Origin of the sequence: Streptomyces sp. NPDC048254, assembly GCF_043201895.1 — a bacterium.
Taxonomy (GTDB): Bacteria; Actinomycetota; Actinomycetes; order Streptomycetales; family Streptomycetaceae; genus Streptomyces.
This window is the reverse complement of record NZ_JBICZJ010000023.1, coordinates 131855-144110: the sequence shown is the minus strand read 5'-3', so window position 1 is coordinate 144110 and position 12256 is coordinate 131855. Positions and strand designations below refer to the sequence as shown.

General features: G+C 72.4%; 13 protein-coding genes. 9 read left to right on the top strand and 4 right to left on the bottom strand.

Going from position 1 to position 12256, the window contains the following annotated elements:
* Positions 1-57 precede the first annotated feature (57 nt).
* The 3 genes from ACGFZQ_RS44095 to ACGFZQ_RS44085 all read left to right on the top strand — a co-directional run bounded on the left by ACGFZQ_RS44095 (position 58) and on the right by ACGFZQ_RS44085 (position 2432).
* The gene (locus ACGFZQ_RS44095) at positions 58-630 is read left to right on the top strand and encodes a DoxX family protein (RefSeq protein ID WP_393845202.1); all 573 of its coding nucleotides are present in this window, start codon (positions 58-60) and stop codon (positions 628-630) included.
* Positions 631-792: 162 nt separating this feature from the next.
* A complete protein-coding gene (locus ACGFZQ_RS44090; RefSeq protein ID WP_393845201.1) occupies positions 793-1074 on the top strand; it encodes a hypothetical protein in 282 nt (93 codons plus the stop codon).
* Entirely contained in the window at positions 1074-2432 is a 1359-nt protein-coding gene (locus ACGFZQ_RS44085; protein WP_393845200.1) for a CoA transferase, read from the top strand. Before ACGFZQ_RS44090 ends, ACGFZQ_RS44085 begins: the two co-directional genes overlap by 1 nt.
* Here ACGFZQ_RS44085 and ACGFZQ_RS44080 read toward each other — a convergent pair.
* The 4 genes from ACGFZQ_RS44080 to mftG all read right to left on the bottom strand — a co-directional run bounded on the left by ACGFZQ_RS44080 (position 2389) and on the right by mftG (position 7155).
* On the bottom strand, positions 2389-3789 hold the full coding sequence (locus tag ACGFZQ_RS44080; RefSeq protein WP_393845199.1) for an amidohydrolase family protein: 1401 nt from the start codon (positions 3787-3789) through the stop codon (positions 2389-2391). The two genes, ACGFZQ_RS44085 and ACGFZQ_RS44080, sit on opposite strands and share 44 nt — an antisense overlap.
* Positions 3779-4822, bottom strand: coding sequence for an enoyl-CoA hydratase/isomerase family protein (locus ACGFZQ_RS44075; RefSeq protein ID WP_393845198.1), 1044 nt, complete (start codon positions 4820-4822; stop codon positions 3779-3781). The genes ACGFZQ_RS44080 and ACGFZQ_RS44075 overlap by 11 nt, the downstream gene beginning before the upstream one ends.
* A gap of 81 nt (positions 4823-4903) precedes the next feature.
* Positions 4904-5206, bottom strand: a complete 303-nt coding sequence (locus ACGFZQ_RS44070) for a hypothetical protein (RefSeq protein WP_393845197.1) — start codon at positions 5204-5206, stop codon at positions 4904-4906.
* A 374-nt stretch (positions 5207-5580) separates the two neighbouring features.
* On the bottom strand, positions 5581-7155 hold the full coding sequence (gene mftG / locus ACGFZQ_RS44065; RefSeq protein WP_393845196.1) for a mycofactocin system GMC family oxidoreductase MftG: 1575 nt from the start codon (positions 7153-7155) through the stop codon (positions 5581-5583).
* Positions 7156-7291: 136 nt separating this feature from the next.
* On the opposite strand from mftG, the gene mftA reads away from it, so the two are divergent.
* Genes mftA through mftF form a run of 6 tightly spaced genes read left to right on the top strand, consistent with a single transcriptional unit; the run spans position 7292 to position 12222 of the window.
* On the top strand, positions 7292-7438 hold the full coding sequence (gene mftA, locus ACGFZQ_RS44060) for a mycofactocin precursor MftA (protein ID WP_393845195.1): 147 nt from the start codon (positions 7292-7294) through the stop codon (positions 7436-7438).
* Positions 7439-7448: 10 nt separating this feature from the next.
* Positions 7449-7724 carry a mycofactocin biosynthesis chaperone MftB gene (mftB, locus tag ACGFZQ_RS44055; RefSeq protein WP_393845194.1) on the top strand — a complete coding sequence of 92 codons (276 nt, stop codon included), beginning with the start codon at positions 7449-7451 and terminating at the stop codon, positions 7722-7724.
* Positions 7721-8923, top strand: a complete 1203-nt coding sequence (gene mftC / locus ACGFZQ_RS44050; RefSeq protein ID WP_393845193.1) for a mycofactocin radical SAM maturase — start codon at positions 7721-7723, stop codon at positions 8921-8923. Before mftB ends, mftC begins: the two co-directional genes overlap by 4 nt.
* Positions 8916-10115, top strand: a complete 1200-nt coding sequence (gene mftD / locus ACGFZQ_RS44045) for a pre-mycofactocin synthase MftD (RefSeq protein ID WP_393845192.1) — start codon at positions 8916-8918, stop codon at positions 10113-10115. The genes mftC and mftD overlap by 8 nt, the downstream gene beginning before the upstream one ends.
* An 8-nt stretch (positions 10116-10123) precedes the next feature.
* Entirely contained in the window at positions 10124-10840 is a 717-nt protein-coding gene (gene mftE / locus ACGFZQ_RS44040) for a mycofactocin biosynthesis peptidyl-dipeptidase MftE (RefSeq protein ID WP_393845191.1), read from the top strand.
* Complete coding sequence (gene mftF, locus ACGFZQ_RS44035) at positions 10837-12222, top strand: mycofactocin biosynthesis glycosyltransferase MftF (RefSeq protein WP_393845190.1); 1386 nt, start codon at positions 10837-10839, stop codon at positions 12220-12222. Before mftE ends, mftF begins: the two co-directional genes overlap by 4 nt.
* Positions 12223-12256: the final 34 nt, after the last annotated feature.

Genomic DNA, 12256 nt, shown 5'->3' with positions numbered 1-12256 from the left:
CCGTACGTGGCGAAGTGGCGCACCGTCGGCCCGAAACAGGAGAGGAGACCGCAACTGATGAATGGCGTCGATGTGGCGCGTTACGCGCTGCGCGCGGTGATCGGCGGCACGATGATCGCGCACGGGGTGCGGCACGGCCGCACGCTCGACGGCACGGCGGGATGGTTCGGATCCGTGGGGTTCCGCAGGCCGCGGCTGCAGGCGGCGGCCAGCTCGGTCGTCGAGGTTGGGGCGGGCGCCGCCCTGCTGGCCGGAGCGGCGACCCCGTTTGCGGCGTCGGCGGTCGTCGGAACGATGGGCGTCGCCGCGCGGTCTGTGCACCTGCCCAACGGGTTCTTCGTGGTGAACGAGGGCTACGAGTTCGTACTCAATCTGGGCACCGCATCCGTGGCGCTCGCCGGGCTCGGGCCGGGTCGGTTCAGCGTGGACCGGGCGCTCGGGCTGGATGCAAGGCTCAGTGGCCCGCGGAGCGCCGCCCTCGCGGCCGGACTGGGCCTCGCCGCCGCGGCGGCGCAGCTCGCGGCCTTCTGGCGGCGTCCGGAGCCCGAGCGGGGCGCGGAGCAGAGGGTGTCGGAGCCCTACGGCTCTGACGCGCCGGCTTCCTTGAAGTCGCTCCCGGCGGCCGATTAACCGTATACTCTTTTCATGTCAGGGGGAGCTTGGCAGCACCGGCCGGAAGCTGCGCTGAAGTGACGCCAGGGCGGAAGTGATGGCCCACCTGGCGCTCGACGGCCTGGGGTCCTGGTGGCGGACGCGCTGCTTGCCCCAGTGCGCCGCGGCTACCCTCGGAACATGACTGGGGGCACCACCGATCCGCGGGGACCCGCGGCCTCTCTGACGGCACTGGAGCCGGCCGCAGCGTCGGAGCGGCCGGGACACGGGTGGCCGCTGAGCGCGGCGGACATCGACGGGGTCTTCGAACAGCGGCGGGTCGCTCCGGACCTGGACCTGGTCCGCTTCCGCTTCGCTCACTGTCCGGACGATCCCGCCTGCGGTGCCGGTGGACTCCCAGCGGGGGCCGTCCGGAGGCAGCCGGTTCGCCGCCTGCTGCCCGGGATCGGCAGGTGGGAGTGATGGCGGACGTTTCTGCCGAGTCCGTACGGCGGTGGCTGCACACCTTGGGGGATCTTCCGGGCCCGCCTGCTGCCGCGCCTGCCACCGGATGTCCGCTCCTGGACTGGGCGGCCTCTGGTGCCATGGAGCTGACCGGCGAGGCTGACGGTCCGCCGGTCCTGTCGCCCGGACCGATGACGGACCTCCTGCGGGAGGCTGGGGCCGCGCTGGCGCACCTCGCCGGCCGCCCGCTCCCCTTCGATCCCGCCCTCGTGCTCAGCGGCCGGGCAGGCGCGATGAACCTCACCCGGCGCGGCCGTATCTCCGCGGGTGGCGCGACCCGGCTGCTTCGGGCTTCGGACGGATGGTGCGCGGTGACCCTGAGCCGCCCGGACGACGTCGAACTCGTCCCGGCGATGCTGGGCGGGGAGACGGTCACAGCCCCCTGGCAGCAGCTCGCCGCGACCGTACGCGGCGCCGAGGCGAGAGAGTTCGCCGACCGCATCCGAATGTTCGGTGTTCCCGCCGCGGCCCTGCCACTCGAGCCACGCCTCGTGGACGTGCCCTGGCAGGTGTCCATGATCGCCGCACCCGACAGGGACGCACGGCTGGCGGGTGCCCTCGTCGTGGACCTCTCCTCGCTCTGGGCAGGACCCCTGTGCGCCCGCCTGCTCGGACTGGCCGGAGCCAGAGTGGTCAAGGTGGAGAGCACCCGGCGCCCCGACGGCGCCCGCGCCGGGAACCAGCTGTTCTACGACTGGCTGCACGCCGGGCACGAGAGCATCGCTGTCGACTTCACCCGGCCCGAGGGGCAAGGCGCACTCGCCGACCTGATCCGGGCCGCCGACGTGGTGATCGAGGCGTCCCGGCCGCGTGCGCTCGCGCACTTGGGGCTGGCTCCGGAACGGCTCAACCATCGGGCGGGCAAGGTGTGGGTGAGCATCACCGGGTACGGACGAAGGCACCCCGACCGGGTCGCCTTCGGCGACGACGCGGCCGTCGCCGGCGGGCTGGTCGGCCGGTCGGCGGACGGTGAGCCGGTGTTCTGCGCCGACGCGGTCGCCGATCCGTTGACGGGGGTCGTCGCCGCACTGGGCGCGATGGGTGCCCTGGCGTGCGGCGGGGGACAGCTGATCGACGTCTCGATGCGGAACGTGGCGGCGGCGTTCGCCGGGGCTCCTCGGGCCGATCATGGTCCGCATCCGATTCGGACATCCGCGGCCGGGGCGGTGGTGGAGTGCCCGGCGCTCGGCCGGACGCAGGAGGTTCTACCGCCGCGCGCGCCGGTACCGGAAGGGGCGGCGGGCACGATGGGCACCGACACGATCCGGAACCTCAGCCGAGGTACTGAGCTCCGTGGACGATCCGCCCCTCGATGAAGGTGGCGCGCACGTGGTCGGCGTCCGGAGCCCGCAACGCCTCCCTCAACGGCCGGTCCAGCAGAACGAGGTCAGCCGGTCGCCCCACCGCGACCCGCCGTGCCAGGCCTCCGGGATCATCCAGGGGCGAGAGCATGCCCCGCAGGGCCACCTCCGCCGGAATCCGCTCGTCGGCCCCGAGCACACGCCCGGACGGCGTCAGCCGTTCGGACGCGGCCCGCAGGCACGCCCAAGGGTCGGGATCGCCGTACGGGGCATCGCTGCTCGCGGCCACCCGGACTCCGGCACGCAGCAGGCCGGCGTATCGCCACAGGTCCGCCCGGTCCCCGGGATCGACGCGCTCCCAGTAGTCGTCGCCCCGCAGGGCGACCAGCGTCGGCTGTGTGACGACCCGGATCCGTCGGGCGGCCAGCTCATCGGCAGCGGCACGGTCGGCGACGGCGCAGTGCTCCACGCGGTCCCCGTCCAGGCCGCCCGCTCGGTCGAGCGCGGCCACGGTCAGCGCAAGAGCCGTACGGGTCACGCAGTGCACAGCGACGGGACGGCCGTCCGCATGGGCCCGACGGATCCGCCCGACGAGGTCGTCGACGTCCGGGAGAGCGTGGTCCGCGACCACCAGCTTCAGCGGACCGACGCTCAGCCGCGGATGGGGCGGGGGATCGGATCCGGCGGCCATCACCATGACGCGCTGGGGGAGTTCCGCCCGCCGCACAGCCGCCTGGACGACCCCGGCGGCACCCCCGTCCGGTGTCGCGTCGGCGACATGGGTGACACCGAGGGCGGCCAGTCGTGTGCCCACCGCCCGGAGGGACGGAGGCCGCCCGCCGACGACCTCGCGCAGCCAGGCGTCGGCGCGCCACAGCCGCCCGGTCGGTCGGCCTGCCGTATCACGCTCGATGCCGTCGTGGGCGGCGGACAGAGCCCCGAGCCGTTCCAGACCGGGGGAGTTGACGAGCCACAGCGCTCCTGACCGGTGCTGGACGCGCACCGGCAGCACGCGGTTCCATGAGTCCAGGACGGTCCGGTCCAGATCGCCGTGGACCACGTCGTCGTACCCGACCGCTCGCACCCAGCCGTCCTCACCCGCCACGGCTTGTGCGATGGAGGACTCGAGAGCCTCCCGGGAGAGGGCGGACACGTCGAGCGAGGCACGCTGTGCGGCCATGGCCGCGAGGTGAATATGGTGGTCGGCCAGACCGGGCAGCAGCGCGCCGCCGTCGCAGCGTGCGACGAACTCGTCCGACCGCGGCCGCAGTCGACGGCCCAACTCGGCGACGACACCGCGCCGGATCCGGCAGTCGACCGGACCCTGGCGCGGGTGCAGTTCCACGCCGCGCAGGAGCACCTCACCGCTCATGGCCGTCGTTGATCTCGTCGGCCAACCCCCACTGCCGGGCGGTGACGGCGTCGACCCGGGCCCCGCTCAGCATCATCCACGCCGCCCGCCACCGGCCGATCCGTCGCGGCACACTCACCGTGCCGCCGGCGCCGGGTACCAGCCCCATCGCGATCTCGGGGAGTTGGAAGAGCGTCCCGGGGGAGGCCACCACGTGTCCCGCGAAGGCGGCCATCTCCACCCCGGCGCCCACCGCCGCGCCCTGCACCCGGACCGTCACACGGTCCCGCATCCGGTCCATCAGCCGCCAGGGTGCCCGGTCCAGCCGTACCAGATAGGCCGCCACGAGGTCCGTCGCCGTCCCGAATTCGGCCAGGTCGCCGCCACTGCAGAACACCGGCCCGGCACCGGCCAGTTCGACCCGCGCGACAGTGTCATCGAGAAGGGCGAGTTCCAGGGCCTCGAACAGTTCCTCCCGCATCCGGAAGCTGAGCGCGTTCCGCCGATGCGGGCGGTCCAGCAGGACAGACAGCCGATCGTTGTCCCTCCGGACGCGGACCAGTTCCCCGTCCTCCCGAGAGACCCGGGGCGTGCCCCGGTCGGCGAGCCAGGACGCGAACTCCGTCCCGCCGAGGAGCATCGAGTACGTCGCCGCCTCGGCCGCCAGGCCTTGAACGGTGCTGAGGTGCGCCGTTTGCCGCAGTAACTGCCCCAGAGCCAGGCTCGCCAGAGGCCGACGCGTGACGAGCCGTGCCAGTTCCTCGAACGAAACCGGCGGATCGTCGACGGGTACCCATTCCGGTGCGTCGGTGCTGACACAGCGTGCCACCAAGGTCAGCGTCGCTGCCTTCAACAGCGGTCGCAGCCGGTCCGGCGGCTGCCGGGTCGCGATACCGAACGTCAGGGGCAAGGAGTCGGCCAGCCGGGCGGCTTCGGCCTCGACCTGGCTTGCATCGGCGTCGTGCCAGTCGTCGAGAACCAGGCACCGCACGGGGTTCTCCACCCGCCCGTCGGATCGGAGCATCAGTCCTTCGTCGCTGTACACCAGGCTCATCGGTCCAGTCTGAGGGACAGGACCGCCGTGGTCACAGATCCCTGAACGGTTGGCGCCAGAGGCCTCGATCTCGTCGGTGAACTACGGGACGACATCGAAGAGGTCGCCGACGACGCCGTAGTCGACGGAGTCGAAGACCGAGGCATCGGAGTCCTTGTGGGCGACTTGCCGAGCGTCCCCCTCCGGCACGACCTGGTGGCCGACGCGGGATTTCGGCGGGCGACCACGGAGCAGGCCCATGCCTGCCCCGAGGGAGACCACGCCCATGCCGGCGCTGGTCAGGTAGCCCTGGGTGCCGTCGACGACGAGGGGCGCCGCCACTGCGACGGTGAGGTTGAACAGGAAGAGGGACCACAGCACGGGCCGGGAGGACAGCAGCTTCACGGGGGTTTCCTTTCGGGGAGAGCGATGTGGGGCTTCCCGGACGGGGAGCCGTTGACCTTGTGGGTTCAACGATCCCGTCACCAGCCCGTCGCCGCGAGGTAGTGCCCTCCCCGATCCGGGGTGTAGTCGGCTACACCATCCCGGCGTCCGGTCCCGGGGCGAGTGACCGGCGCCGAACCATCGGTCGGCTGCCGGGCTCCGCCGGACTGGTCACCGGGGGCGGCACTGACCTGCCCGCATGCGTCGCCGCGTATCAGCGGTGGCTGATCGGTGAGGGCGCCGACCTGAGCGGCCTGCTCGCCATGGCCATCCGGCACAGCTCGCGGCCGGATACGGTGAACTGGCTCCCGGCGGGTAGCGCCGCCGCGACTGGTTCACGTCAGCCCGCGCCGCATGGCGTCGGCGACGAGTTCGCCGATGAGGACGGCGGTGGCCGCCGGGCCTCGCAACGGGGGCGTCGGCAAGATCGACGTGTCCGCGACACGCAGACCGTTGACACCGTGCACCCTTCCGCAGGGGTCGACGGCTGCCCCGGGATCGTCTGCGGGGCCCATGGGAACCGTGCCACACGTGTGCTGGGACGTGCCGAGATGCCCCAGGATCCACTCGTCGAGCAGTCGGTCGTCGTCCAGCACCTCCGCCGATGGTTCCGTGAGCCCGCCGGAGACCGCGGCGAAGTCGGTTGTGCCGACCAATTCGGCGGTGGCACGGACCGCTTCACGCATGCGCCGCCGGTCCTCCGCGGTCGACAAATAGCCGTAGTCGAGGCTCGGAGGCGTCGCGGGATCGGCGGAAAGGATGCGCATCCGACCGCTGAGTCGTGGTGTCTGGACGGAGACCAGGAACGCGAGCGGTGCGCCGGGAACGGCCACCCTCCCGCCCGCCAGCCCGGCCACGGGGACCAGGGACTGCAGGATTTCCAGATCGCCCGGGTGACACCCGTCCGACGAGGACAGGTGCAGGACTCCACCGAGCCACGAGCAGGCGGGCTCCGGCATCGACCGATGGGGCAGCCACTCCAGCACCACCTGCGGATGATCGCCGAACCCGGCTCCGACAGCGGGAGCGTCCCTGACCACGGGAACGCCGAGGGCCTCCAGCTCGCGGCGTGGCCCGACACCCGACAGATGCAGCAGGTGGGCGGAGCCGAACGCCCCCGCGCAGAGCACGACTTCGCCGCCGTGCACAATCCTGCGGTGTCCGTTCCGCTCGACTTCCACACCGGTCGCGCGGCCGCGCTCGACGATGACCTTGAGGACCGTGCTGTCCCCTTCCACCAGGAGGTTGGGACGGCCGGACGCGCCCAGGAGATGGCTGATGCCGGTGTTGACGCGCACCCCGTCCACAACGTTGGACGGCACTGGACCGAACCCCGGCGCGTCCTGGGCGTTCTTGTCCGGTTCCTCGGGAAAGCCCAGTCGGCGAGCGGCAGCCCGGAACGCGTCAACTGCGGGGTGGTGATGCTTCGCGCGCCGGACGCGCACCGGTCCGCGGTCGCCGTGCAGCGGGTCGGCACCATAATCGAGGTCGGTCTCAAGAGCGCGGAGAAACGGCAGCACCCGGTCGTACGACCAGGCCGCGCCGCCCACAGCCGACCAGCGGTCGAAGTCGTCCCGCCGGGCACGGACGAAGTACCCGCCGTTGACGGTGGTCGAGCCGCCGAGCCAGCGCCCCCGGACGACCGTGTACGGACGCGTCGGAGTGAGGTGCACGGCGTACGGCTGGACGGCCCGGTGTCCGGGTTGTGCGCCGGGTACGAGCCGTGCGTTCAGCAACTCGGGTGCGAACGCCGACGGGTGACGCGGCGCCGGGCCCGCCTCCAGCACCAGCACGGTGCGGCCGGGGTCCTCACTGAGCCGCGCCGCGAGGACGGCACCGCTGCCCCCGGCGCCCACCACGATGACGTCCGGGCGGCGTACCCGGCTGTGCCCGTGCTCGGTGTGTTCCATGGGCAAGCGATTGAAAACGCCGTGACCGTCCCGCGTGGCGACTCGTCCCGGTAGCCGGGACCGGCCCTCGTACTCGCTGTCCCGGTGACCTACCGTCAGCCGTGTTCGACCAAGTGGGATGCCTAGGGAGAGTCGCATGAACGAACTCCGCTCCGTCCTGTCCGAACAGGCCGCCACGGAGGCCGAGCCCGAGCCCGACCTCGCCGCAGCCTCGGCGCCGCTGATCGAAGGCGAGGATCTGTTGGAGGAGATCTCCATCGACGGCATGTGCGGCGTCTACTAGGCGCCGCCCTATGACAGAGATGGACCTCGACCGTGCCTGGGACCTGCATCCGCAGGTCTCGGTGCGGCCGGAACCCTTCGGCGCGCTGCTCTACCACTTCGGCACCCGCCGACTCTCGTTCCTCAAGGACCGACGGCTCCTGGCCGCCGTCCAGGCCCTCGGGGGCGCGCCCACAGCTCGTGCCGCCTGCCGGTCCGCGGGCCTCGGGGAGGACGAGCTGCCTCGCTACGGCCGGGCCCTCGCGGTCCTGGTCCAGTCGTCGATGCTGGTCGGAAGGACCCCATGACCACCTCGCCCCGGCTGGTCGACCTGTTCGAGCTCGGGCTCGACGCGCCGATCTGCCTCACCTGGGAACTGACCTACGCCTGCAACCTGAGCTGCGCCCACTGTCTGTCCAGCTCCGGCCGACGCGACCCCCGCGAACTGAGCACCGCACAGGCCAAGGCCGTCATTGACGAACTGGAGGCCATGCAGGTCTTCTACGTCAACATCGGCGGCGGAGAGCCCACCGTCCGCACCGACTTCTGGGACCTTCTGGACTACGCCACGGCACACCACGTGGGGGTGAAGTTCTCCACCAACGGCGTCCGGATCACGCCCGAAGCCGCCGAGCTCCTCGTCCGCAACGACTACGTCGACGTCCAGCTCTCGCTCGACGGCGCCACGGCCGACGTCAACGACGCCGTGCGCGGGAGTGGTTCGTACGCGGCGGCGCTGCGGGCGCTGGAGAACCTCGCCGCCGCCGGCATGAAGAACTTTAAAATTTCCGTCGTCTGCACCCGCCACAACATTCCGCAATTGGACGACTTCGAAGCACTCGCAGACCGCTACGGCGCCCAGCTGCGCCTCACCCGGCTGCGCCCCTCCGGACGCGGCGCCGACGTCTGGGACAAGCTGCATCCGACGGCCGCGCAGCAACGCGAGCTGTACGACTGGCTGTTGGCGCACGGCGAGAACGTGCTGACCGGGGACTCCTTCTTTCACCTCTCCGCTTACGGCCAGGCCCTGCCCGGTCTCAACCTGTGCGGCGCCGGACGGGTCGTCTGCCTGATCGACCCGGTGGGCGACGTGTACGCCTGCCCGTTCGCCATCCACGAGGAGTTCCTGGCCGGCAACGTCCGCGAGCCGGGCGGCTTCTCGGGAGTGTGGCGCGACTCCGAGCTGTTCCGGCGGCTGCGCACCCCGCAGCACGGCGGGGCCTGCGCCTCCTGCGCCTTCTACGACACCTGCAAGGGCGGCTGCATGGCCGCGAAGTTCTTCACCGGCCTGCCGCTGGACGGCCCGGACCCCGAGTGCGTGCAGGGATACGGGGAGGAGCTGCTGGCACACCGCGACGGAACCCCGGTGCCCAAGCCGGCCGGCGACCATTCGCGCACAACCGTGGACCTCGTCCTCACCCGCCGCCCTCCGGTGAGCGACTGCGCCGAGGACCCGCTGGCCGGGCTCGATCTGACACCGACGGGAAAGGGCGGGGCGCATGCCTAGGAACCCCTGGTTCGAGACGGTCGCCGAGGCTCAGCGCAGAGCCAAGAAGCAACTGCCCAGCTCGGTCTACGGCGCGCTCGTGGCCGGTTCGGAGCGCGGCCGCACGATCGACCACAACGTCGCCGCCTTCGCCGAACTGGGCTTCGCCCCGCGCGTCGTGGGCCACCACGCCGAGCGTGACCTGTCCACGACCGTCCTGGGCGTGCCCACCAAACTGCCCGTGCTCATCTCGCCGACCGGCGTGCAGGCGGTCGACCCGGACGGTGAGGTGGCCGTGGCCCGTGCCGCGGCCAGCCGGGGCGTGATCATGGGCCTCAGCTCGTTCGCGAGCAAGCCGGTGGAGGAGGTCTCCGATGCCCAGCCGGACTTCTTCTTCCAGCTGTACTGGAGCGGCACGCGCGACACGATGGTGCAGCGCATGGACCGGGCCAGGGCCGCAGGCGCCAAGGCGCTCATCGTCACCCTGGACTGGTCCTTCTCCCACGGACGCGACTGGGGCAGCCCCGACATCCCGGAGAAGCTCGACCTCAGCACCATGCTGCGGTTCGCCCCCGACGTACTGCCCCACCCCGGGTGGCTGTGGAAGTTCGCCAGGTCCGGCCGCGTCCCCGATCTCACCGTGCCCAACCTGCGGGCACCCGGCGGTGCGGCCCCGACCTTCTTCGGCGCCTACGGCGAGTGGATGCAGACCCCGCCACCCACCTGGGAGGACGTCAAATGGCTGCGTGAGGAGTGGGGCGGCTCCTTCCTCCTCAAGGGCGTGACCCGGGTCGACGACGCCAAGCGGGCGGTCGACGCCGGGGTGTCGGCCCTGGCCGTGTCCAACCACGGCGGCAACAACCTGGACACCACTCCCGCCACCATCCGGATCCTCCCCTCCGTCGCCGAAGCTGTCGGCGACCAGGTCGAGGTCCTGCTGGACGGCGGTGTCCGCCGTGGCGGCGACGTGGCCAAGGCACTCGCCCTCGGCGCCCGTGCCGTCCTGATCGGCCGCGCCTACCTCTGGGGCCTGGCGGCGAACGGACAGGCTGGTGTCGAGAACGTCCTGGACATCCTGCGCGGCGGCCTCGACTCGGCCGTCCTGGGTCTCGGGCACTCCTCCGTCCACGAGCTGACGCCCGAGGACCTGGTGATACCCCCCGGCTTTCCGCTGACCCTGGGAGGCGGGGAGCACCTCGCCTCGGCCGGCTGAACACGGCCGTGCGCCGAGCCCTGGGCGACACCGTCTGGCCGGCCGTGCCGTCCGGCGCGCTTGTGCTGGTCCCGGTCGGCTCCACCGAACAGCACGGCCCGCACCTGCCGTTCGACACCGACACCACGGTCGCCCTCGTCGTCGCACAACGGACGGCCGACGCCCTGCCCCGGGGCTCGTGCCTGGTGGCGCCTGCACTGGTGTACGGCGCGAGCGGGGAACACGCGGACTTCCCCGGGACCATTTCCGTCGGGCACGAGGCGCTGCGCGAGGTGATCGTGGAGCTGGCCCGCTCGCTGTCCCTGTGGGCGGGCCGCGTCCTGTTCGTCAACGGCCACGGCGGCAACGCGGCCACCCTCGACACCGGCCTCGCCCTGTTGCGCGCCGAGGGTCACGAGGCCGCCTGGACCGGCTGCGAGACACCGGGCGGCGACGCGCACGCGGGCCGTACGGAGACCTCCTTGATGCTGCACCTGGCACCGGAGCGGGTACGGCTCGACGCCGCCGTCGCCGGTGACACACGACCGCTGGCCGTCCTCCTGCCGGACCTCATGGCCCACGGTGTCCGCGCGGTCTCGCCCTCCGGGGTGCTCGGCGATCCCGCCGGGGCCTCGGCCGAGGAGGGGCGCCGGACAATGGACGCGATGGTGTCCGCCACGGTCCGTCGGATCACGGCATGGGCCGTCGACGGCCGCGGCCGCCTCGCGGAGGCCGAACGCCGATGACGCTTCCCCTGGGCTTCGTCGTCCGACTCGACCGGCACACCCGGGTGGTGGACGGCGGCCGGGCCCTCCTCGGCGGATTCCCGACCCGGCTGCTGAGGCTGACCCCGAAGGCCCGGCGGCTCCTCGTCGGCAGGACGCTGCCCGTGCGCGACGCGTCGAGCGCGCTCCTCGCGGACCGGCTCCTCGACACCGGCATGGCCCATCCCGTCGCCGGCTCGCTCCCGTCGCCCGCCGACGCCCGGTACACCGTCGTCGTACCGGTTCGCGACCGTCCACGCCAACTCGAGCGTCTCCTGGGGAGCATCGGCACGGAGACCCCCGTGATCGTGGTCGACGACGCCTCGCGACGCCCGGCCGCCGTGGCCGAGGTCGCCGCCAAGTACCGCGCCCGGCTGGTCACCCTGGCCGAGAACGTGGGACCTGCCGGCGCGCGCAACGCCGGGCTTTGCCTGGTCACCACCCCGTACGTGGTCTTCGCCGACTCCGACATCGTGCTGGACCCCGACACGGTTCCGACCCTGCTCCGGCACTTCGCCGACCCCCGGGTCGCCATGGCCGTACCCCGCATCACGGGCCTGCCCAACGCCGCCACGACCTGGATCGAACGGTACGAGAACGCCCGGTCCTCCCTCGACCTCGGCGACCGCCCGGCCGCCGTGCGCCCCGGCACCCCTGTGTCCTGGGCGTCCTCGGCCTGCGTGGTGGCACGGGTGGACGCGCTGGGGGAGGGCTTCGACGAAGGGATGCGGGTCGGCGAGGACGTCGACCTGTGCTGGCGGCTGATCGAAGCCGGCCGACGCGTGCGGTACGAGCCCGCTGTCCGGGCCGCCCACGAGCACCGCGTGCGACTGGGGGACTGGTTCCTGCGCAAGGCGGTGTACGGCACCGGGGCCCAGCCCCTGGCCCGGCGGCACCCGGCGTACATTGCCCCTGCCGTGTTCGCCCCGTGGAGCATGGCGTTCGCCGGCGCGCTGCTCGCACAGCGGCGCTGGTCGGTCCCGGCCGCGGGGGCGGTCCTCGGCGTCGTCACGGTACGGATCGCCCGCAGGCTCGACGGCACCCGGTATCCGTACCGGCTGGCCGTGCCGCTCGCCGGGAACGGAGCCCTCGCCACCCTGGCGCAGACCTCCGCGCTGCTGACCCGCCACTGGTGGCCGCTCACGGCAGTCGGCTGCGCGGTCTCCCGCCGGGTGCGCCGGGCCACGGCGGTCGCCGCTCTGGCCGACATCGTCCTTGAGTACCGGCGAGATCAGGCCACTCTCGATCCCCTGCGGTACGGCCTCGCCCGTCGCCTGGACGACCTCGCCTACGGTGCCGGCGTGTGGTTCTCGGCTCTCAAGGGCCGTTCCACCGCCGCACTGCGCCCGCGCGTCACGCGCTGAAGCGGCCGAGTCCCGGTCAGCGGAAACCGCTCAG